This is a genomic window from Streptomyces sp. NPDC086777, assembly GCF_040702065.1.
Lineage (GTDB): Bacteria > Actinomycetota > Actinomycetes > Streptomycetales > Streptomycetaceae > Streptomyces.
Map to the genome: position 1 here is coordinate 164,453 of NZ_JBFBJI010000010.1, position 21,083 is coordinate 185,535.

Consider the following 21,083-nt stretch of genomic DNA (forward strand, 5'->3'; position numbering starts at 1 on the left):
CCGAACCGGCGGCGCGTTCTGAACGCCGTGGGCACGGTCGCCCGATGGGTGCGGGGAGCTGCGCGGCCGGCCCTCGCGGGCCGTTCGGTGCCGCCGGGTTCCGCCGTTGTGGCTGGTGGCTGTTGCGGCGGGGTGGGGGGTGCGGCGTTCGGTGGAACTGGCGGGGTGTTCTGGGCAGCGTGGGCGCGGTCGCCCGAGGGGTGCGGGGAGCTGCGCGGCCGGCGCCGAACGGCCGGCAGGACGCCGTGGGCCGTTCGGCGCCGTCGGGATCCGCCGTTGTGGCTGGTCGCCGTCGCGGCGGGGTGGGGAAGTGCGGCGTTCAGCCGAACCGGCGGCCGCGGTCAACCGGGTGCGAGGGAGGCGGACCGGGCGTGGGGAGGGCCGATCGGGCGCGAGGGAGGGCCGATTGGGCGGAGTGTGGGGGGTTTTGCGGAGTGGCGCTCGGTGGTGCTGGGCCGTGCACGGCAGGCTCACCTGTTCATGCGCATGCGACTGAGCACCCCCCTGTCCCTCTGCCTGGCCGCCGCAGCCGCCGTACTCGCCCCCGCCCCGCAGGCGACGGCCGCCCCCGCCGTCGCCGAGGCCTCCTGCGCGGTCGCCGATCAGCAGGGCTTCCCCCTGACCACCCGCCTGCACGACGGCCCCTCGTCCTACGAACCCGGCGGTGGTTTCGGCACCTGGTACCTCGACCTCACCAACACCACCGGCCACACCTGCGCCGACGTCCACCCGGTCGTCGTCCTCGTCGACGACAAGAAGGCCCTCAAGCCGTCCCAGACCGAGCTGGAGTTCTACGACGGCCCGCGCACCCGCCCGGTCCCGCTGACGGAGACCGACGAGTCCGAGCTGGTCGGCGTCTTCGACGGGACCGACTTCCCGGGGCTCACCGTGGCACCCGGGGCGACCGTCTCGGTCAAGGTGAGACTGGCGATCACCTCCGACGCCGTACGGAACGGGGTCACGGCCAACGCGGCCGCCGTGCAGCGGCAGGGGTCGGACGGCGCCTGGGTGGGGGAGTCGAACGACTACCGCTTCGGCATCGGCGGTGAACCCCCGCCGCCACCCGCGAGCATCGCCCCCGCCGTCCCGTCCGGCGCATCCACGCAGGCCGGCCCGGAGACGTCCTCGCAGAGCCCCGGACCCTCGGGGACCGGCCCCGCCAGCCCCGACAGCAGTCAGGGGGCCAGCCCCGGAGCCACCCCCGCGGCCTCCCCCGGCGACAGCGCCGCGCCCTTCACCGACGAGGCCGGCGGAAACCCGGACGGCCGCCGGGAGGGCCAAGAGGGCCAAGAGGGCCAAGAGGGCCGGGAAGCCTGGGACGACCGAGGAGGCGCCTGGGACGGCGCCGACGGACCCTGGGAGGCCGGGGAGCGCGCCCGGGAACTGGCCCGCACCGGCCTGGGCCTGGCCCACGGGCTGTTCACGGCCTCCGTGGCCCTGCTCGCCGTGGGGGCGAGCGCCTTCCTGCTGGCCCGCCGGCGGCGGTGACCCCGGTCCGGCCGGACCGCGCCGTCTGCGACGATCCCTGCGTGGACTACCCGAACGACCAGGCCCCCGGCGCCCCCGTCCGCTCCGGCATCCCGGAGCACGGCCGCATCCCGAAGTACTACGCGGTGAAGACGCGGATCGACCAGCTCGTCGGCGCGCTGGCGGAAGGCAGCGTCATCCCCACCGAACGCGATCTGTCGGAGGAGTACGGGGTCGCCCGCGAGACCGTCCGGCAGGCCCTGCGCGAGCTGGTCCTCGAGGGCAAGCTGCGCCGGCAGGGGCGGGGCACGGTCGTCGCGGGGCCCAAGCTGGAGCAGCCGCTCTCCCTGGCCAGCTACACCGAGGGGGTACGGCGGCAGGGCCGTACCCCCGGCCGGAGCCTGGTCACCCTCGACCGCTTCCCCTGCCCGGCCGCCCTCGCCGCCGAGACCGGCCTGGAGCGCGGCGAACCCGTCTGGCACCTGGAGCGCGTGCTGCTCGCCGACGACGAGCGGGTCGGCCTGGAGAGCACGTACGTGGCCGTCGCCCGGGTCCCGCAGCTCGACACCGACTTCCACCCCGACTCCTCCTTCTACGGCTACCTGCACGAGAAGGGCATCGCGTTCGGGGACGCCGACGAACGCATCGAGACCGTGCTGGCCACCCCGCGCGAGGCGCTGCTCATCGGCACCCCGCCGGCCCTGCCGATGCTGCTGATCCACCGGGTGTCACGGGACACCGGGGGACGGCCGCTGGAGCGGGTGCGGTCGCTGTACCGGGGAGACCGGTTCTCGTTCTCGGCCCACCTCGGAGGCTGAAAAGTATCGATTGCGGCGTTTCCGGCCGTGATTAAGTATTACGAATAGGTAACAGGTCTAGCCCAAATGCGGTGACCGGTTCACGCTCTCCCTGTCAGCCGGACCCGTCCGGTTCCCCAGTCGCGAGGAGCGTGGCCGTCGTGAGAGTGACCGTCGTCGGAGCGGGCGTGGTGGGCACCATGCACGCCTGGCAGGCAGTGGAACGCGGCCACGAGGTCGTACAGATCGAGCGCGAGGCCGAGGCCCGCGGTGCCTCGCTGCGCAACTTCGGGCAGATCTGGGTGAGCGGCCGCGCGGGCGGCGCGGAACTCGGAACCGCCCTGCGGGCGAGGGAACTGTGGGAACAGATCGGCGGCCGGGTGCCCGCGCTCGGCTTCCGCGCCAACGGGTCGCTGACCCCGGTGCGCGGCGCGTACGAACTCGCCGTCGCCGAGGCCGCCGTGGCCCGCGACGACGCGGCCGCCCGCGGCCACAAGCTGCTCACCCCCGCCGAGGCCCGCGCCCTGAACCCCGCCCTGCGCGGCGAGTTCGACGCCGCCCTGTACTGCGAGCGGGACGCGGCCGTCGAGCCGCGCACCGCCCAGCTCGCCCTCCGCGCCGAGCTGCGGAAGTCACCGAACTACACCTTCCTGCCGGGCCGTGAGGTCCGCGAGGTGACCGGCCCCGGCACGGTCCGCGACGACCACGGCGACGTCCACCAGGCCGACGCCGTCGTCCTGTGCACCGGTGCCTGGCTCGGCGGCCTGGTCCGCGAGCTGGCCGGACCCGACCTGCCGGTGCGCCGGGTCCGCCTCCAGATGATGCAGACCGACCCGCTCGGCGAACCCCTCCCCACCTCGGTCGCCGACGCCGACAGCTTCCGCTACTACCCGGCGTACGCCTCCCCGGCCCTGGACGAGCTCAACGCCCGCTCGCCGCAGCCGGAGACGGCGGCGGCCCACCGCATGCAGCTGCTCATGGTGCAGCGCGCCGACGGCGGCCTCACCGTCGGCGACACCCACGCATACGAGCACCCCTTCGCCTTCGACACCGTCGAGGAGCCCTACGAGCACCTCACCGGGGTCGTCGAGTCCCTCCTCGGCCGGCCGCTGCCGCGCATCCGGCACCGCTGGGCCGGGGTGTACGCGCAGTGCACCGACCCGACCCGGGTCGTGCACCGCCAGCAGGTGGCCGACGGCGTGTGGCTGGTCACCGGGCCCGGCGGGCGCGGCATGACCTGCTCGCCGGCGATAGCCGAGACGACCGCCGACGAACTGGGCTGGTGACAGAGATGACCGACAGGACAGGGACCACCGTGGACATCCGGCTCGTCGTACTCGACATGGCCGGCACGACCGTCGCGGACGGCGGGCTCGTCGAGCGGGCGTTCACGACCGCCGCCCGCCGTCTGGGCGCCGACCCCGACCGGCTGATCGACCACGTCCGCGCCACCATGGGCGAGTCGAAGATCTCCGTCTTCCGGCACCTGTTCGGGGCGGAGGCCAAGGCCCAGGAGGCCAACCGGGCCTTCGAGGCGGCCTACGCCGAACTCGTCGACGGCGGCCTGGTGCACGCCCTGCCCGGCGCCCGCGAGACCATCGAGAGGCTCCAGGCGGACGGCCGCACCGTCGTCCTCACCACCGGGTTCGCCCGGGCCACCCAGGACGCGATCCTCGCCGCCCTCGGCTGGCAGGACCTGGTGCCGCTCACCCTGTGCCCCGCCGACGCCGGGGGCCGTGGCCGGCCCTACCCCGACATGGTCCTCACCGCGCTGCTGCGCACGGCCGCCGCCGACGACGTCCGTCAGGTCGCCGTCGTCGGCGACACCTCCTACGACATGCTCACCGGCGTCCGCGCCGGAGCGGGCCTGGTCGCCGGGGTGCTGACCGGCGCGCACGACGCGGACGCGCTGCGAGCGGCCGGGGCGACCCGGGTGCTGGAGAGCGTCGCGGACCTGCCGGGCGCGCTCGGACGACCAGCGGCATCCGCTTCGACTCGGTGAGCGTCGCCCACGACGGAAACGTCGTACACGGGCGGCAGCAACTGATACCGGGTGATCGACGGGGTCGCACTGAGGCGGTCCTGGCTAGGCTGGGGGCGTCGGTACGCCGTGGTTCCGGCGCCCCAGGCTCATGCACGACAGCTCATGCATGACCGCACGTCCGCCATCCGCACGCCAGGAGACGCACCACATGGCAGAGCGCAAGCCCATCGAGTCATGGCTCACCGACATGGACGGGGTCCTCATCCACGAGGGGGTTCCGATCCCCGGAGCGGACGCCTTCCTGAAGAAGCTGCGGGAGTCCGGGCGGCCCTTCCTGGTGCTCACCAACAACTCCATCTACACCGCCCGTGACCTGCACGCACGGCTGCGGCGGATGGGGCTCGACGTGCCGGTGGAGAACATCTGGACCTCGGCGCTTGCCACCGCCCAGTTCCTGGACGACCAGCGGCCCGGCGGCAGCGCCTACGTCATCGGCGAGGCCGGCCTGACCACCGCCCTGCACGACATCGGGTACGTCCTCACCGACCACGAGCCCGACTTCGTCATCCTCGGCGAGACCCGCACCTACTCCTTCGAGGCGCTGACCAAGGCCGTGCGGCTGATCAACGACGGCGCCCGGTTCATCGCCACCAACCCCGACAACGTCGGCCCGTCCGTGGAGGGCGACCTGCCCGCCACCGGCTCGGTGGCCGCGCTGATCACCGCCGCGACCGGCAAGAAGCCGTACTTCGTCGGCAAGCCCAACCCGCTGATGATGCGGGCCGGCCTGAACGCGCTCGGCGCCCACTCGGAGACCTCCGCGATGATCGGCGACCGGATGGACACCGACGTCCTGGCCGGCCTGGAGGCCGGGATGCGCACCTTCCTGGTGCTGTCCGGCGTCACCCAGCCGGACGACGTCGACCGCTACCCGTTCCGGCCCTCCGAGGTCGTGGACTCGATCGAGGACCTCGTCGACCGGATCTGAACCGGATCCGAACCGGTCTGAACCGGATCCGGATCGCCTCCGGACCGGCTCCGACCGGCGGGGATCAAACCTGGGACCACCCGTACGGAGCAACAAGGCGCCCCCCGAGGATGCGGGGGCGCCCCGTGCGGGGGAGCCTCCAGATATCTGGAGGTTCACGATGGGCTCAATTACCCTCACTCTCGGTACCGGGCTCCTGGCCTGTGCCGCCGGTCTCGCCCCGGCGGCCGCCCTCGCGGCGGACGGCCAGGGCGTCGCCGTGACCCCCGCTTCCCCGTCCGCCGGATCCGTGGTGGCGCTGCGGGCGAGCGGCTGCTCCGGTACGACCGGCACCGCCGTCTCGACCGCCTTCGTCACGGACGCCCGCCTCGGCGGCACCGGCGGCGACCTGACCGGCCAGGCCCAGGTCCGCTCCACGGCCGGTGCGGGCACCTACACCGTGCAGGTCAGCTGCGGCGGCTCGGCCGTCACCGGCAGCGTCACCGTCGTACCGCAGACGTCGTCCCAGTCGTTCCGGCAGGACGCGCCCGGCGTGGTGCCCGCCTCGCCGTTCGCACCCGTGCACGCGGGCGGCGGCGGCACCGCTCCGCTCGCCTCGGTGGACGCGCGTTCGGCCGGTCCCGACACCGCGCAGGCGGTCACCGGTCTGCTCCTCACCGCCTTCGCCGCGGTCGCCGTGGGACTGCTGAGTGCCCGCCGCCGCCAGGGCGCGCGCTGAGGACGGGAGCACGATGTCCGACGACACCGAACGTTCCCCCGGCACCGGACGGCTGCTGACCGGGGTGGCCTGGGCGGTCCTGCTGCTCGGGCTGTGGCTGTGGGGCCGCGGGGTGACCGAGATACCCGACGCCGTGACAGGGCCCACCACGGGCGACGTGGCCGCCGTCGGCCGCCCGCCCTCGAATCCCGAACTCCCGCCCGCGGCCGAGCCGTTGACCGCGGCCGTGCCGGAGCGCGTCGACATCCCGGAACTGGGCGTGCAGGCCCCCGTGGTCGCCCGCGGCCTCGACGAGGACGGCGGGGTCGACCCGCCGCCCTTCGACCAGCCCGGCGTGGTCGGCTGGTACGGCTCCGGGACCGACCCCGGCGCGGCCGGCACCGCGGTCCTGGTCGGGCACGTCGACACCGAGACCCGGCCCGCCGTCTTCTACAAGATCAGCGCGATGCGCCCCGGCCAGACGATCCGCGTGGTCCGCGCCGACAACACCGTCGCCGAGTTCACCGTCGACGACGTCCGGGTCCTGCCCCGCGACCACTTCGACGCCCAACAGGCCTACGGTGCACGGGAGTCGGGCCGCGCCGAACTCCGCCTGATCACCTGCGGTGGCACCTTCGACCGCACGACCCACAGCTACACGGCGAACGTGGTCGTCTCGGCGTACCTGACGGGCACCGGTCCGTAGAACGCCCGGCGGTGACGCGAACTCCCGGACAACCCCTGGCGTCCCTGGGGTGTCTGAAGGGTGGCGGGGCGAGAGGCGCCCCGTGGGGAGGGACACGGAATGACCAACCGTCAGCGCAAGGTGGGGGCGGTGCTGGCCGCCTTCGCGGCCGCCGTCGCCGCATGGCTGCCCGCCACGTCCGCACAGGCCGCGGACGGGCCGGTGGTGCACATCTTCGTGGTGAACGACGACATCGGGGTGCCGGTGCCGACCCAGGATCCGCCGCAGATCAGCTGGGGCCTGGACAACGACGGGCCGGGCGCCGCGAAGGACGTCACGATCAAGCTCGACTTCAGCCAGGTCAAGGACTGGATCACCGTCGACGGGAAGACGGTCGACACCTACACGGCGCCCGCGATCGGCGACGTCCACGAGGGCAACAACGGAGGCGGCTTCGTCGACCTGCGGGCCAAGGACGGCACCCCGCTGGGCACCAAGGGCACGGTGACCCTCAGCGGCACCTCGTCGAACGGCACCGTGGTCTCCAAGACCGTCGAAGTGACCGCGGGCGACGTGGAGCTGAAGGTCAACAAGCTCGCCGACCGCAAGGGCGACAAGCCCGGTTCCACCATCGAGTCGCCGCTCACCATCAGCAACACCGGTTCCCTGCCCGCGAACGGTGTCCAGCTGCAGGTGCTCACCACCCCCGGCCTCTCCTACGCGGACAGGTTCTCCAACTGCTCCTACTCCACGGCCTCCGGTGACTTGTACGGCACCACCCAGCAGGCGTTGTGCACCTTCGACACGACCGTCGAGCCGGGCAAGAGCTACCGGCTGGACCAGCCGCTCAAGCTGGACGTGAGCAAGCAGGCCCTGTACGAGTACATCCGCCGTGAGGCCCTGCCCGTGAAGGACGCCAAGGCGCCGTCCGGGAGCGGCCCGAAGCTCTCCCTGGTGGCCGCCGGGGCCGCGGACACCGGTGGCGTGGAGCTCGGCAGGCAGTACGTCATGGTCGACAACACGGCGGACATGGCCGCGGGCGGCGACACCGCCTCGGGCGCGCCGGGCGACCTGGTGCACGTGGACCTCACGCTGAGCAACGAGGGCCCCGCCCGGATGGCCAACGACGTCGGCGACGACCAGCCCGCGCTGGTGTTCACCGTCCCCACCGGCGCCAAGGCCGTGGAGATCGCCGACCGGTGCCGGGTGTGGGACCCCGAGGCCCAGTCCAGCACGGGAGAGCGGACGCCTGGAGCCCCGCAGTACGTCTGCTTCCCTCAGCCGAACTATTTCGAGGTCGGGGACACCCGTACCTTCCACTTCGGCCTGAAGATCCGCAAGGACGCGAAGACCACCACCGGTGAGGTCCGGGCGACGACGACGTACGACACCCCCCTGGAGTTCGACCACAACCCCGCCAACAACACCGCGCCCGTCACCGTCAAGGTCGAGGGCGACGACAGCGGTGCCACCGCCTCGCCCTCCGCGTCCGCCACCACCCCGGGCACCGGCGGCAAGGCCGACGGCAACGACGTCACCCCCCAGACGGTCGCCGACACGGCCGGGGACGGCTCCCTCGCCAGCACGGGCGGCAGCAGCGTGCTGCCCGTCGCCGCCGCGGTGGGTGCGGGCGCGCTGCTGCTCGGTGGCGGTCTGGTGTTCGTCGTCAGGCGCCGCAAGGCCTGACCGCGGGCCCGGCCGCAACCCGCCGCACCTGTCGCCCGGTCGACGGCCCGCTCCCCTGAGACCGCCGACCGGGCCGGTCCTCGACCGCGCGCGCTCGGGCTGCGGGAGTAACCCGGCGGCAGGCGCGGGAGGCTGGGAAGGCGGGCCGGCGGGCCGGGCCGCCCGCAAGCGACTCTAGAGGGCAACGGGCGCCCCGGCCTAGGTTCGCGCTCGCCAAGCCCGTCGACAGCGGCTGTAACAGCTCACCGACAAGGTTGGGCGATCTCGTGGCGAGTGCGGTGGGTATGTCACGATTGGGCTCTGGCCAAGTGCACCCAGGGGGGAATTGGATGTACGACAGCAGGGGGGCCCGCTCGGCGGCCCGGGCCGGAGCGGTGGGGGCGGCGCTGCTGCTCGCCGGATGCTCCTCGGGCGGCGGCTCGGGCGGGGACGGGCCGGCCGCGAGTCCGCAGGCGGTGATCACCCAGCAGCCCAAGGAGGCCGACCCGTTCTGGGTGAACCCCGACTCCAACGCGGCCCGCCAGGTGAAGGCCTACGCGCGCGCCGGCAAGGACGGCGACGCCGAGCAGATCCGCAAGATAGCGGCACAGCCGACCGGCGAGTGGATCGGCCCGGAGAACCCGGAGCAGGAGGCGCGCGGCTTCACCGAGGCCGCCCAGCGGTCCGGCCGCACGGCCCTCCTGGTCCTCTACGACATCCCGCACCGCGACTGCGGCCAGTACAGCCAGGGCGGCGCGGCCGACGGCGACGCGTACCGGGCGTGGATCGACGGGGTCGCGAACGGCATCCAGGACCGCCCGGCCACCGTCGTCCTGGAACCGGACGCGGTACTGCACCTCGTGGACGGCTGTACCCCGGCCCGATTCGCCGAGGAGCGCTACGACTTGTTGCGCGGCGCGATCACGAAACTCAAGTCCCTGAAGAACACCAAGGTCTACCTGGACGCGGGCAACGCCGGCTGGGGCCGCCCCGACCAGATCTACCGGTCCCTCCAGCAGGCCGGCGTCGACCGGGCCGACGGCTTCGCCGTCAACGTCTCCAACTTCTACTCCACCCAGGACTCCATCACCTACGGCAAGCAGCTGTCGGCGAAGGTCGGCAACAAACACTTCGTCATCGACACCAGCAGGAACGGCAACGGCCCCTACACGGGCGGCGACCCGGCGGAACGCTGGTGCAACCCACCGGGCCGTGCCCTGGGGGAGACGCCCACCACCAGGACAGCCGACCCGCTGGTGGACGCCTACCTGTGGGTCAAGCGCCCGGGGGAGTCGGACGGGACGTGCAAGGGGGGCCCGCAGGCAGGCGACTGGTGGCCGGCCTACGCCCTGGAACTGGCGCGCGGGTCAGGGACCTAGGGGCGCTGGGGGTACCCCCGGCCGAGGGGTGCGGGAGGAACCGCGCGACCAGCCACCGCGCTCCCGCACCCGAAGGCCGAACACGCGGGAGCGCTACGGCACCTTCACCCACTGCGCCACACTCGGCGTCCCCTGATCGTCGTCCACGAAGATCATGTACCACCCGGAGGGAACCATGTTCCGGTTCTCCGGCACGGTCACCGTGATCCGGTTCCCCGACGTCCTGAAGTCCAGGGCGACCGAGCGCTGGTCCACGTCCGTGACATGGGTGGTCGCGCTCGGCCGGATCAGCCGCACCTTCCTGATCGTCGACGCGTGCCGCGACGTGAACGTCCCCGCCCCGCCCCGCGCGATGGTCTGCGGCCCGCCGCCGAGCGTCGGCCGTGAGTCCCGGTACAGATACGGCGGCGTGTAGATCTCGATCCGCTGCTCGAAGACCCCGGGTTTGGTGTCCGCCTTGTCCGCGAAGAGCGGGTTGGAGCCGAAGAACATGACCCGGCCGTCGGGCAGCAGGATCGACCCGGAGTGGTAGTCGCGGCCCACGAGGGGGTCGGCGACCCTCCGGAAGGAGTTGGTCGCGGTGTCGTACATCCGCGCCTGCCTGATGTCGGAGGCGCCGCGGCCCCGGTAGTCCTCGGAGCCGCCCGACACCAGCACGGAGTCGTCGGGCAGAACGGAGATCTGCGGGTACCGCGTTCCCTTCTCCAGCCGGGGGCCGTCCACGAACCTCGGTTCGGGGTCCTTCAGGTCGATCAGCCGCGTCCTGTTCGTCGACAGGCTGGACTCGCCGACCCCGCCGCCCCCGACCACCATGTACTTCTCGTCCTGCGCCGGAGGCAGCAGCACCGTCCCGGACGTCTCCAGCATGTTCGGGTCGCTGAGCCCGGACAGTCTCGTGAACCGGTTGGTGCCGACGTCCCAGATCCCGGGGTCACGCCCGACGTCGTCCGGCCCGTATCCCGCGTTGGAGCCCGAGTAGAAGAGCTTGCCGTCCTGCAGCAGGAACAGCGCGGGATAGGTCGGGAACTGGCGCTTGTACTTCGTGTACGTCCAGCTCCTCGTCGCCGGGTCGAAGACCTCGTTCTTGCCGGGCACCAGCTGCCCGATGTCGTCGAGCCCCGAGACGCTCAGCACCTTGCCGTCCGACAGCGTCGTGAGCGTCGGGTACCAGCGTGCCTCGTTCATCGGGTCGACCTTGATGTACTTCTCGGCGACCGGATCGAATTCGTAGGCGTTCTTGATGCCTTCGAAGTCCCGTTTGTCCATTCCGAGTTTGTTCGCGATGCCGTAGGTGTTGCGGGCGTCGGCGCCGCTCAGTCCCTGGATGCGGTAGTTGTCCTGGGTGCCGGTCTCGTACCTGGTGCCCTGCTCGGGCGCCTCCACGACGACGCGGGCGTAACCGGGGTTGTTGCGCAGGTACCTGCCGGCCTTGTCGAAGACCTTCGTCGCGCGCGGGACCAGCGCCGAGTCGTCGGACACGAACGTCTTGCCGTTCTGCTTGCCGGTGAACCGGGTGCCCTTGGGCAGGGTCATCGGTTTGTCCGGGTTCTCGTTGTAGAGGATCATGACGCCGCCGGCCTTCTTGACGTCGCCCTTGAGCTTCTCGTACCGCTTGGTGCCGCCCGCGATCAGGATGTTGCCGTCGGCGAGCTGGGTGTGGCCGGTGCAGAACAGGTCGGCCGGGGTGGGCACCTTCTTGATCGTGCCCTTGACCGGGTCCCAGATCCGGCTGTCGTAGATCTTCGCGTCGAAGTTGTCCTGGTTGTTGCCCGAGCCCGCGACCAGCAGCACCTTCCCGGTGTGCAGGAGCACCGCGTGGATGGTGTCCTGGCGGTACTCCTTCGGGAACTCGATGACGTCCCAGTGGCCGTTCGCGGCCTTGTACTCCGCTCTGTTGATCTTGTACTGGTGGTACCGGTCGGTCCCGAAGCGGTACAGCCAGGGCCCGTTCATCCCGGCCAGGGCGAGAACGACCACGGTACTGATCGCGAGCCGGCGGGCCCGGCGACGGCCGGCGCTGTCGTTCATTCCTCACGACCTCCCAGCCCGCCGAGCGCGATCCGCAGGGTCTGTTCCGCGGGGGTGCCGGCGGGTGGCGTCCAGGTCGGCCGCTGCTGCGGTGCGTGTCCCGCGGGCAGGTAGCCCGCGGGTACCGCGTCCTCGGGTTCGGCCACCGCCGCCGGCGCTCCGCGTTCCTTCCACAGCGTGTACCGCCAGACGAGGATCGGCGCAGCCGTGATCAGCAGCGCCAGCGTGGCCCAGACGATCATCGCGGGCTGCGAGTGGCCCTCGACGAAACCGGCGGCGAGCGAGCCGCCGAAGACCAGGATGAAGAACCAGTGGATGCGGAAGGTGCCGAAGACGGTGTCGGGGCTCGCCGACTCGCCCTTCGGGGTGACCACGAACCTGCTCCTGCGGCGCAGCACGGCGTCCATGAGGGAACGGGCGTAGACGGGTGCGGAGAGCGCCGACATCACCATGCCGGCGACCCCGCCGGAGCCCTCCGGCTCGTGCGGGGAGACGTTGTGCCGGCGGTTCCAGACGTAGAGGCCGATCTGGAGCGCGGAGGCGTTGCCGTAGAGCATCAGCCACACGGCGGGGTCGATGTCGACGCCCGAGGCGCCCAGGCCCAGGAACAGTGCGCAGCTCAGCGCGGCCAGGATCCAGTTGAGGGCCGACATCGGGTAGAAGATGATCATCATGGTGTAGTTGAAGAGCTTGCCGGGACCGAGGCTGAACAGGCCCTTCCAGTACTGCTTGAGGATCGTCTCGTACGTGCCCCGGGACCAGCGCAGCTGCTGGGTGAAGAAGTCGGTCCAGGCGTTCGGGCCCTCGCCGACGGCGAGCACGTCCGGGGTGTAGACGGAGCGCCACTTGCGGCCGGTCGCCGGGTTCTTCGCGCGGTGCATCTCGAAGCCGGTCGCCATGTCCTCGGTGATCGAGTCGTACAGCCCGCCGATCTGCCGGAGCGCCCCGATCCGTACGGCGTTGGAGGTGCCGACGAACATGGGGGCGCCGTAGCGGTTGCCGGCACGCTGGATCAGGGCGTGGAAGAGGAACTGCTGGGACTCGGCGGCCTTGGTGACGAACGTGTCGTAGTTGCCGTAGACCTGCGGGCCGATGACGAAGCCGACGTCCGGGTCGCGAAAGTATCCGAGCATCCGCTCCAGGTAGTTGGGGAGCGGGACGTGGTCGGTGTCGACGGAGGCGAAGAAGTCGTAGGCGTCGCCGTGCGCCTCCAGCCAGGCGTTGTAGTTGCCGTGCTTGGTCTTCGCGCGGTGCGGGCCTGTCGGCCGGTTCCACCTCGCGACGCCCTTGCGGGTGAAGTGGTGCACGCCCAGGCGCGCGCAGACCTCCTTCACGTCCGGGTCGTCGCCCTCGTCGAGCAGCCAGACGTGCAGCAGGCCCCGGTGGCGCAGCCGGACCGCCGCCTCCAGGGTCCGGGTGACCATGTCGAGGGGTTCCTTGCCGGGCACGAACGTGGTGATGAAGGCGACCCGGGTGCCGGTCTCCGGGACCACCGGGACCGGGTCGCGGGCGACCAGGGTGGCGTGCGCGTTGGACAGCACGTTCATGCAGCGGAAGAACTCGATCAGGCCGATCGACACCAGCATCACGACGTCGAGGGCCGGCAGGAAGTCGTACGCCGGATAGTCCCGCCGGGTCCAGTGCTCGGGCTGCAGCAGCCAGGCCAGCAGGACCAGCGAGAGCAGCGGAGCGGCGCCCAGCATCAGCGCGGCGCGGACGCGGTGCGGCTCCTGGGAGAGCAGCGAGCGGTACTGCACGGTGTACGGCCGGGCCGGGTCGGGCTGGGTGAGGGGGCCCGCGAGCCGGCTGTAGTGCTCGTAGTCGTATCTGGGCAGTGTCTTCTTTATGCGGCCCAGGGCAGCCGCGGTGCGGTACCCGGGCGCCCGGAGCTGTGCGGTCCGTGACGGGTCGTGTTCGTGTTCCTGCCGGGCGCCCATCGGCGTCGACGTCATGAGTCATCCCCCCACACGCAGGTCAGCGCGTGTTTCATCGGTCCCGGAGCCCGCTCGGATCCCCCTCGACCCTGCCGGGCGCGTCAAAGGCGGGGCACAGTCGTTCCACAGACGATGGAAACGGACCGTGACCGTCCGGTTGCGTGGTGCCCCCCTCGGCACCGATTCATGACCGGGGCCCCTCAACCCCGCAGATCTGGCAACCGGCTACCTACCCCCCAAGTGCCGCGAAACACCGGCACTTTGGACACCCAGGGTTCTACGGTGCTCAGCATGATCGCAAGGGCGAAACGCCGTGTTTACCGGGCATACGCGTTCATTGTGGAGCGTGTGGGGATTGTGTGGACCGGACGTGTCGGTTGTTGACAAAAAGGGGCAATGAGCGGCAAGGAGTGTCGAAGCGGCGCCGCGTGACCGACGGGGCGTACGCCACAAGGCCCCCCGCCGAAGCGGAGGGCCTTGTGGGTGTCGGTGCGCCGCCAGGGACTCGAACCCCGGACCCGCTGATTAAGAGTCAGCTGCTCTAACCAACTGAGCTAGCGGCGCCTGCTGACACCGAGAACTCTACCCGACGGGGGACCGTGCTCCTGACCATCGGCCACCAGGGCGACCCCCCTCAGCCCTCTGCCGTACATCATTCGGACCGTCAGCATGCGCACCGGGACCACAGTTGGGAAACTCATCAACGTGCACAGTCCCGGACATATCAACATGAAGTGTGAGGGGAATCGCATGCCGGCCCCGGTCTTCGAGGAATTCGACCCCGCGATCACCTGCGAATGCCCCGGCTGCGTCCACTGGCGGCGGGTGAGTCCCTCCCCGCTGCCCGGCCGCTTCGGCGGGCACCCCGCCGCCCGCGGTGTCCTGGTCGTGGCCGCCGCCGCGTCCGCCGCCCTCGCCGCGGGCGCCCCGACCGCGGCCGCCCACAGCGCCCCGCCCGCCCCGCACCGGTCCGCCGCCCCCGTGGACCCCGAGCCCCAGACCCCGCAGGGCGCCAAGTCCCCCCTGCACGGGCCGCACGGCACGCCCGTCAAAGGCCCGGTCACCACGCCCCCCATCACCCGCACGCAGATCATCAACCGGGCCAAGACCTGGGTCACCGCCAAGGTGCCGTACAGCATGTCCCTCTACTGGACGGACGGGTACCGGCAGGACTGCTCCGGCTACGTCTCCATGGCCTGGGGGCTGACCGGCAACGAGTGGACCGGGAGCCTCGACCAGTTCGGCACGAAGACCACTAAGGACGAGCTCCAGCCCGGCGACATCCTGCTCTTCCACAACCCGGACAACCCCGAGAAGGGCTCCCACGTCGTGATCTTCGGGGGCTGGACCGACTACACCCACACCGCGTACACGGCGTACGAGCAGACACCCCCGAACGCCCGCCGCCAGTCCACGCCCTACACCTACTGGAGCAATTCCTCGAAGTACGTCCCCTACCGCTACAAGGGCCTGATCGCGGACCCGGCCACCCCCGGCGCCCAGGCCGCGAAGACGGCGGTGCCGTTCCCGGGCGCCGCCTACTTCGGGCCCGGCGCCCACAACAAGTACGTGACCCTGCTCGGGCAGCTGCTGGTCGCCCGGGGGGCCCACTACCCCAAGGGCCCGGGGCCGGCCTGGGGGCCGGCGGACCAGCGGGCCACCCAGGCGTTCCAGCAGGCCCAGGGCTGGACCGGCGCCGCCGCCGACGGCCTGCCGGGGCCACGTACCTGGGAACTCCTCGCGTCCGGGAGGGGCAGGAACATCAGGCCCGCCGGCCCGGCCCCGGCCGCCCCCGCCTCGCACGGCGTCCCGGGCTACCCCGGCAAGAACTTCTTCCGCCCGGGCGCCGCCAACGACTACGTCGTCCGGCTCGGCAGGCGGCTGGCCGAGAAGGGGTACGGCCGGTTCTACCCGGACGGCCCGCACGCCGCCTGGGGCGAGGCCGACCGCAGGGCCGTCGAGGCGTTCCAGCGCGCCCAGGGCTGGCGCGGCGGCGCGGCCGACGGCTACCCGGGGCCGGAGACCTGGCGCCGCCTGTTCCTGTGACGACCCCGACTGCGACCCCGTGGGAAACACCTGAAGCATCTGGCGCGGAGGCTGGAGGCAGGCATGAGTACGACCACCGAACACACACCTGACGCGGACGGGCCCCCGGACGGCGGGCCGCCCACCCGCCCGACCCCCCGGCTCATCCAGAACGAGATCACCACCGAGATCCCCGTCCACCTGCTGTTCCGCGACGACCCCGACCCCGTCGCGGTGCCGCTGCGGCCCGCCGTGGTCGGCCGCCGGCAGGGCACCGGCGAACAGCCCCGGCTGCGGCGCCCGCTGCCGGCCAAGCCCCGTCCGGTCGCCGCCGTCGACCCCGACCTGGTGGAGCGTCCGGCCCGGGTGCTGCCGGGCGCGGCCGGCGTGTGCGCCGGGCTCGCCGGAGTGACCGGGGGGCTCGCCACCTCCTGGTGGGCGGGCGCGCTGCCGGCGCTCGCGGCGCATGCGCTGCACCTGCCGGCGTACGGAGGTGCGGGGCTCGGTCCGGCGCAGTGGGCGGCGTACGCCGGGGCCGGTGCGCTCGGCGTGGCCGGGTTCGCGGGGCTCGCGCGCGGGACGACCGGGCGGGCATGGGTGCTCGGCCTGTTCGGCCGCTACCGGGGAACGGTACGGCGCACCGGCCTGCTCTGGGTCAACCCGCTGCTGCTGCGCCGCCGGGTCGACGTCCGGCTGCGGCACTGGCGCAGCGAGGAGATGCCGGCGGCGGACGGCAACGGGGTCGCGCTCAGGGTCGTCGTGCTGGTGGTGTGGCGGGTGCGGGACACCGCGCGGGCGGTGCTGGGCGTCGAGGACCACGAGACGTACCTGCGCGACTGCGTGGAGGCCGCGCTGGCCCGGGTGCCGGTGGAGCCGCCGGGCACCGCCCGGGGTTCGGTGGAGATGGCCACGGACGCGCTGACCCGGCTGGTCTCGGCGGACGCGGCGGGCATCGGCCTGGAGGTGTTCTCCGTGCAGCCGGTCCGGGTGGAGTACGCCCCGGAGGTCGCCGGTGCCATGCAGCGCCGCCGGCTCGCCGCGCTCGACGCCCGGCAGCGGTCCACCATGCTCACCTCGGTCGTGGACTCGGTCGAGGACACGGTGACCCGGCTGACCATGCGCGGACTCGTCGAACTCGACGACTACGAACGCAAGGTGCTGGTGCGGGACCTGACGGTGGCGTTCTGCTCGGGGCGTGCCGAGGCCGTGCCGTGATTGGTATGGACATGTTCAAAGGTCGGCAATAATCTGGGACTTGGTCTAGACCTGCACGGCTCACTGAACCTCCCCCACGTTCTCCAGGAGCGGCAGCATGCGTAAACGGACCAAGGTGTCGGCCGTCGTGCTCGGCGTGGCGACCGCCGGAGCCTTCGCACTCTCCACCGGCGGCGCCAGCGGGCACGGCTACACCGACCTCCCCATCAGCCGGCAGAAGCTCTGCGCCAACGGCACGGTGACCAACTGCGGCGACATCCAGTACGAGCCGCAGAGCGTCGAGGGCCCGAAGGGCTTCCCGGCGGCCGGTCCCGCCGACGGCCAGATCTGCAACGGCGGGCTGAGCAGGTTCGCCCAGCTCAGCTCGCCGATGACCCCGTCCGGCGGGGCGTGGCCGACGACCCGGGTGACGGGCGGTCAGACGTACACGTTCCGCTGGCAGTTCACGGCGATGCACGCCACGACCGACTTCAGGTACTACGTCACCAAGCAGGGCTGGAACCAGAACCACGCCCTCGCCCGTTCGGACCTCAACACCACCCCGTTCCTCACCGTCCCCTACAACGGCCAGCGCCCGCCGGCCACCCTCAGCCACAGCGGCACCCTGCCGTCGGGGCTGAGCGGCCACCACGTGATCGTGGCGGTCTGGACGATCGCCGACACCGGCAACGCGTTCTACGCCTGCTCGGACGTCACGTTCTGACCCGTGTCGTTCGACAGGCGGGTAACGCCCGGCTGATCTGAGCTTCGCTTGAGGACCCGCCGCGGGCCGCGGGGGTACGTTCCCGCCACGCCGGTCGATCGGACCGGCGTTCGGAGGCGGGGGACTCTCATGGGCCTGATGGAAGCGTTCTTCTACATCCTTCCCGGCATCTTCGTCGTCGTCGGTGTCCTCGGGCTGGTCCGGACGCTGCGGCGGTCGAGCGAGATCAGTCGGGCGTGGCGTCACGGGCGTACCGCCGAGGCGCGCTGTCTGCGGTCGTACACGCGGACCAGCGGCGGTGGCGGGGACACGTCCGTGACGACCACGCTGCACCACGTCTACGAGTTCACCACGGATGAGGGGCGGGTCGTCCGCTTCGACGAGGCGAGCGGGCCGTCGACCGTGGTCGAGGGCGACTTCGTGACGGTCCACTACCTGCCGGAGCACCCCGAGGGGGCGACGTCCCAGCCGCCCGCGCAGGGGAAGCTGGCGGTGGGGACCGGGTGCTCGGTGGCGTTCTTCGTGGTGTTCATCGGGTTCGCGCTGGCGTTCGCCGTCGGGGCGCACTTCGCCTTCGCGGAGGCGGACGGTCTTGCTCCGTGAGTGCCGGGTGAGGCCGTGGGCCTCTGTGGGCCTCTGTGGGCCGGTGGGGGGGGCGGGTGAGGCCGTGGACCTCCGTGGGTCGGTGGGGGCTGGTCGCGCAGTCCGCCGCGGCCCTTACGGACCGCTGCCCATCTGACGGAGTGTCAGTTACGCTGCATCTCCATGGACTCCGACAGGGGCACGATCGCGGAAGCAGTGGCCGCCCGGTGGGGGGACCACCGGCCTGGGCTGTGGTTCGAGGAGTCGGTGCTGACGCACCACGTCGTGGCCGCCGGGGCCGCCGCCCGGGCGGCTCTGCTCGGGGATCTGCTGCCCGCCGGCGCCGTGCCCCACGTCGGCGTCCTCCTCGACAACACCCCCGAGTTCCCGCTCTGGCTGGGGGCCGCCGCGCTCGCCGGGGCCGCCGTCGCGGGGGTCAACCCGACCCGTCGGGGACCCGAACTCGCCCGGGACATCCTGCACACCGAGTGCCCGGTGCTCGTCACCGAGCGGGCCCACCTGCCGCTGCTCGCCGGGCTCGAACTGCCCGGCGTCCGCGTCCTCGTCACCGACGAACCGGAGTACGGCGCTCTTCTCGCCCCGTATCTCGGCGCCGTTCCCGACGCCTCCCGGGCCGCCCCCGCCGACCGGATCCTGCTCTACTTCACGTCCGGTTCGACCGGCGCCCCGAAGGCCGCGCTCTGCTCGCAGGGGCGGCTCGCGGCGGCCGGCCGCTCCCTCGCCGGGCAGTTCGGGGTCCGCCCCGACGACGTGCACTACGTCTGCATGCCGATGTTCCACGGCAACGCCGTGATCGCCGACTGGGCGCCCGCACTGGTCGCGGGCGCCGGGGTGGCGTTGCGGCGGCGGTTCTCGGCGTCCGGGTTCCTCTGCGACGTACGGCGGTACCGGGCCACCTACTTCACCTACGTCGGCCGGGCGGTGCAGTACGTACTCGCCACCGAGCCGCGCCCCGACGACCGGGACAACCCGCTGCGGCTCGGCTTCGGGACGGAGGCCGGGGCCGTGGACGCGGCGGCCTTCGAGGAGCGGTTCGGGGTCCGGCTGGTCGAGGGGTACGGGTCCTCCGAGGGCGGGGCGGCGATCCAGTGGTCGCCGGGGACGCCCACCGGGGCGGTGGGGCGGGCGGCGCCGGGGCTCGTCGTGCTCGACCGGGAGTCGGGGCAGGAGTGCCCGGCCGCCGTCTTCGACTCCGGAGGCCGGCTGCTGAACGGGGAGGCGGCGATAGGGGAGCTGGTGAACCGGGCGCCGAACCCGTTCGAGGGGTACTGGCGGAACGCGGCGGCGGAGGCGGAGCGGCGCAGGGGCGGCTGGTACTGGACCGGGGATCTCTTCTACCGGGACGCGGAGGGGTACCTGTACTTCGCGGGGCGTACCGACGACCGGATCCGGGTGGACGGGGAGAACCTGGCCGCCGCGGTGATCGAGAACATAGTGGCCCGGTACGGGGGTGCGGAGGCCGTCGCCGTGTACGGGGTGCCGGACCCGGTGACCGGGGACCAGGTGATGGCGACGATCGCCGGGCGGTTCGAGCCGCTGGACTTCGCCGAGTTCCTGCTGGCCCAGCCCGACCTGGGGACGAAGATGGCGCCCCGGTTCGTGCGGGTGGTGGAGCGGATGCCGGTGACGGCGACCAACAAGATCCGGCGGGCGGAGCTGCGCGGGGAGGGCGTGCGGTGTGCCGACCCGGTGTGGTGGCGGCCGCCGGGGGAGCGCACCTACCGCAGGCTGACCCCACAGGAGGCGGAAGCGTGGCGCCCGGAGCGGGCCACCGGCCGGCTACCGGACCGAAAAAAATGACCCGGGGTGGTGAAACCCCAGGTCATCGTAGGTGCGCCGCCAGGGACTCGAACCCCGGACCCGCTGATTAAGAGTCAGCTGCTCTAACCAACTGAGCTAGCGGCGCATGACTCACGCCGACCGTTCGAATCGTCTTTCGACTGCCTCTCGCGGCTGGCGACGAGGAAAATAATACCTGGTCCGGCGGGGTGCTTCCGACCACCGCCGGACCGGGTCTAGATGGCCAGGGAGAGCAGCAGCGGAGCGGCTCCGCGGTTCAGGGTGTCGGCGGCCTGGCGGAGCCGGTGCGCGTGCTCGACCGGCAGGGACAGTGCCAGGCAGCCCACCGCGGAGCCGGCGGTGATGGGGACCGCCGCGCACACCGTGCCGATGGCGTACTCCTGGAGGTCCAGGACCGGGACCGTCGGCGGCTGTGCCTCCAGGCGGGAGAGCAGCAGCTTGTCGCTGGTGATGGTGCGCGAGGTGAGGCGGGCCATCCGGTGCCGGGAGAGGTGGTCGCGGCGCGCGTCGTGGTCGAGCTGGGTGAGCAGGCTCTTGCCGATCGCGGTGGCGTGCGCGGAGGAGCGGAAGTCCACCCACTCGTTGACCGCGGGGGTGGCCGGGCCGTCCGCGTACGGGCCGATCCGCACCTCGCCGTCGATGTACCGGCTGAGATAGACGGCGGCGCCGACCGAGTCGCGCAGCCGGTCGAGGGTCTGCTGGAGCTGCTCGCCGAGGGCCTGCTCCCGCTCGTGCGCGGAGCCGAGCCGGCGCAGGGTCTCGCCGGTCACGTACGCGCCGTCGGTCACCTGCTCGACGCAGCCCTCGCGGCGCAGCATGCGCAGCAGCGCGGTCAGCCGCTCGGGGTCGAGGCCGGTCCGGCGGGCCAGCTCGGTGTCGGTGACGCCGGTGGCGTGCCCCGCCACCGTCTCCAGGACCCGCAGGGCGTCCTGGGCGGAGTGGTACGGGGCGGTCGGCTCGTGCATCAGCGCCACGGTGGTCCCCCTGCGCTCGCTCGGCGATACTGCTTCGGCTGCACTGCTTGGGCCGCGATCCGGACAGCGGATCCTCTCCACGATAACCGGCAAGCACCGGAAACGGAGGGGGTGTTGGCGAGATTCCGGGCCTCCCAAC

The 21,083-nt window shown here is 72.2% G+C and carries 17 protein-coding genes and 2 tRNA genes; 14 read left to right on the forward strand and 5 right to left on the reverse strand.

From position 1 onward, the window contains the following. Positions 1-486 precede the first annotated feature (486 nt). From AB0472_RS16815 to AB0472_RS16855, 9 genes are all read left to right on the forward strand, one after another. On the forward strand, positions 487-1,488 hold the full coding sequence (locus tag AB0472_RS16815; protein ID WP_366357200.1) for a hypothetical protein: 1,002 nt from the start codon (positions 487-489) through the stop codon (positions 1,486-1,488). A 41-nt stretch (positions 1,489-1,529) separates the two neighbouring features. Further along, positions 1,530-2,285 (forward strand): GntR family transcriptional regulator, encoded by a 756-nt coding sequence (locus tag AB0472_RS16820; RefSeq protein WP_366357201.1) that lies wholly within the window; start codon positions 1,530-1,532, stop codon positions 2,283-2,285. Positions 2,286-2,425: 140 nt separating this feature from the next. Further along, a complete protein-coding gene (locus AB0472_RS16825) occupies positions 2,426-3,550 on the forward strand; it encodes a TIGR03364 family FAD-dependent oxidoreductase (protein ID WP_366357202.1) in 1,125 nt (374 codons plus the stop codon). A 5-nt stretch (positions 3,551-3,555) separates the two neighbouring features. Next, positions 3,556-4,266, forward strand: a complete 711-nt coding sequence (locus AB0472_RS16830) for a phosphonatase-like hydrolase (protein ID WP_366357203.1) — start codon at positions 3,556-3,558, stop codon at positions 4,264-4,266. Positions 4,267-4,456: 190 nt separating this feature from the next. After that, positions 4,457-5,236, forward strand: a complete 780-nt coding sequence (locus tag AB0472_RS16835; protein WP_366357204.1) for an HAD-IIA family hydrolase — start codon at positions 4,457-4,459, stop codon at positions 5,234-5,236. 160 nt (positions 5,237-5,396) lie between these two features. Further along, on the forward strand, positions 5,397-5,954 hold the full coding sequence (locus AB0472_RS16840; RefSeq protein WP_366357205.1) for a hypothetical protein: 558 nt from the start codon (positions 5,397-5,399) through the stop codon (positions 5,952-5,954). 13 nt (positions 5,955-5,967) lie between these two features. Beyond that, positions 5,968-6,639, forward strand: coding sequence for a class F sortase (locus AB0472_RS16845; protein WP_366357206.1), 672 nt, complete (start codon positions 5,968-5,970; stop codon positions 6,637-6,639). Between the two features lie 99 nt (positions 6,640-6,738). Next, positions 6,739-8,304: an LPXTG cell wall anchor domain-containing protein gene (locus AB0472_RS16850; protein WP_366357207.1), complete on the forward strand. Its 1,566-nt coding sequence runs from the start codon at positions 6,739-6,741 to the stop codon at positions 8,302-8,304. A 329-nt stretch (positions 8,305-8,633) separates the two neighbouring features. Then, positions 8,634-9,662: a glycoside hydrolase family 6 protein gene (locus AB0472_RS16855; RefSeq protein ID WP_366357208.1), complete on the forward strand. Its 1,029-nt coding sequence runs from the start codon at positions 8,634-8,636 to the stop codon at positions 9,660-9,662. A 93-nt stretch (positions 9,663-9,755) separates the two neighbouring features. Here AB0472_RS16855 and AB0472_RS16860 read toward each other — a convergent pair whose 3' ends face one another. The 3 genes from AB0472_RS16860 to AB0472_RS16870 form a co-directional block, all read right to left on the reverse strand. Then, positions 9,756-11,690 carry a kelch motif-containing protein gene (locus AB0472_RS16860; RefSeq protein WP_366357209.1) on the reverse strand — a complete coding sequence of 645 codons (1,935 nt, stop codon included), beginning with the start codon at positions 11,688-11,690 and terminating at the stop codon, positions 9,756-9,758. After that, complete coding sequence (locus tag AB0472_RS16865) at positions 11,687-13,642, reverse strand: cellulose synthase catalytic subunit (protein WP_366357210.1); 1,956 nt, start codon at positions 13,640-13,642, stop codon at positions 11,687-11,689. The genes AB0472_RS16860 and AB0472_RS16865 overlap by 4 nt, the downstream gene beginning before the upstream one ends. A gap of 472 nt (positions 13,643-14,114) precedes the next feature. Next, a tRNA-Lys gene (locus AB0472_RS16870) sits at positions 14,115-14,188 on the reverse strand. A gap of 186 nt (positions 14,189-14,374) precedes the next feature. Between AB0472_RS16870 and AB0472_RS16875 the strand changes: the two genes are divergently transcribed. From AB0472_RS16875 to AB0472_RS16895, 5 genes are all read left to right on the forward strand, one after another. Continuing rightward, complete coding sequence (locus AB0472_RS16875) at positions 14,375-15,670, forward strand: peptidoglycan-binding protein (RefSeq protein ID WP_366357211.1); 1,296 nt, start codon at positions 14,375-14,377, stop codon at positions 15,668-15,670. Positions 15,671-15,733: 63 nt separating this feature from the next. Beyond that, the gene (locus AB0472_RS16880; protein ID WP_366357212.1) at positions 15,734-16,864 is read left to right on the forward strand and encodes an SPFH domain-containing protein; all 1,131 of its coding nucleotides are present in this window, start codon (positions 15,734-15,736) and stop codon (positions 16,862-16,864) included. 97 nt (positions 16,865-16,961) lie between these two features. Next, positions 16,962-17,567 carry a lytic polysaccharide monooxygenase gene (locus tag AB0472_RS16885; RefSeq protein WP_366357213.1) on the forward strand — a complete coding sequence of 202 codons (606 nt, stop codon included), beginning with the start codon at positions 16,962-16,964 and terminating at the stop codon, positions 17,565-17,567. 138 nt (positions 17,568-17,705) lie between these two features. Beyond that, positions 17,706-18,170, forward strand: coding sequence for a DUF3592 domain-containing protein (locus AB0472_RS16890; RefSeq protein WP_366357287.1), 465 nt, complete (start codon positions 17,706-17,708; stop codon positions 18,168-18,170). 162 nt (positions 18,171-18,332) lie between these two features. Then, a complete protein-coding gene (locus AB0472_RS16895) occupies positions 18,333-19,970 on the forward strand; it encodes a long-chain-fatty-acid--CoA ligase (protein ID WP_366357214.1) in 1,638 nt (545 codons plus the stop codon). Between the two features lie 32 nt (positions 19,971-20,002). Here AB0472_RS16895 and AB0472_RS16900 read toward each other — a convergent pair. Together AB0472_RS16900 and AB0472_RS16905 are read right to left on the reverse strand one after the other, a co-directional pair. Then, positions 20,003-20,076: transfer RNA gene (locus tag AB0472_RS16900), tRNA-Lys, on the reverse strand. 109 nt (positions 20,077-20,185) lie between these two features. Continuing rightward, positions 20,186-20,944, reverse strand: a complete 759-nt coding sequence (locus AB0472_RS16905; RefSeq protein ID WP_366357215.1) for an IclR family transcriptional regulator C-terminal domain-containing protein — start codon at positions 20,942-20,944, stop codon at positions 20,186-20,188. Positions 20,945-21,083: the final 139 nt, after the last annotated feature.

Excerpts from the sequence above, each read along its gene's own strand:
- AB0472_RS16815 (WP_366357200.1), top strand. The coding sequence starts at position 487 with ATGCGACTGAGCACCCCCCTGTCCCTCTGCCTGGCCGCCGCAGCCGCC.
- AB0472_RS16830 (WP_366357203.1), top strand. The coding sequence starts at position 3,556 with ATGACCGACAGGACAGGGACCACCGTGGACATCCGGCTCGTCGTACTC.
- AB0472_RS16835 (WP_366357204.1), top strand. The coding sequence starts at position 4,457 with ATGGCAGAGCGCAAGCCCATCGAGTCATGGCTCACCGACATGGACGGG.
- AB0472_RS16840 (WP_366357205.1), top strand. The coding sequence starts at position 5,397 with ATGGGCTCAATTACCCTCACTCTCGGTACCGGGCTCCTGGCCTGTGCC.
- AB0472_RS16845 (WP_366357206.1), top strand. The coding sequence starts at position 5,968 with ATGTCCGACGACACCGAACGTTCCCCCGGCACCGGACGGCTGCTGACC.
- AB0472_RS16850 (WP_366357207.1), top strand. The coding sequence starts at position 6,739 with ATGACCAACCGTCAGCGCAAGGTGGGGGCGGTGCTGGCCGCCTTCGCG.
- AB0472_RS16855 (WP_366357208.1), top strand. The coding sequence starts at position 8,634 with ATGTACGACAGCAGGGGGGCCCGCTCGGCGGCCCGGGCCGGAGCGGTG.
- AB0472_RS16860 (WP_366357209.1), bottom strand. The coding sequence starts at position 11,690 with ATGAACGACAGCGCCGGCCGTCGCCGGGCCCGCCGGCTCGCGATCAGT.
- AB0472_RS16865 (WP_366357210.1), bottom strand. The coding sequence starts at position 13,642 with ATGACGTCGACGCCGATGGGCGCCCGGCAGGAACACGAACACGACCCG.
- AB0472_RS16875 (WP_366357211.1), top strand. The coding sequence starts at position 14,375 with ATGCCGGCCCCGGTCTTCGAGGAATTCGACCCCGCGATCACCTGCGAA.
- AB0472_RS16880 (WP_366357212.1), top strand. The coding sequence starts at position 15,734 with ATGAGTACGACCACCGAACACACACCTGACGCGGACGGGCCCCCGGAC.
- AB0472_RS16885 (WP_366357213.1), top strand. The coding sequence starts at position 16,962 with ATGCGTAAACGGACCAAGGTGTCGGCCGTCGTGCTCGGCGTGGCGACC.
- AB0472_RS16890 (WP_366357287.1), top strand. The coding sequence starts at position 17,706 with ATGGAAGCGTTCTTCTACATCCTTCCCGGCATCTTCGTCGTCGTCGGT.
- AB0472_RS16895 (WP_366357214.1), top strand. The coding sequence starts at position 18,333 with ATGGACTCCGACAGGGGCACGATCGCGGAAGCAGTGGCCGCCCGGTGG.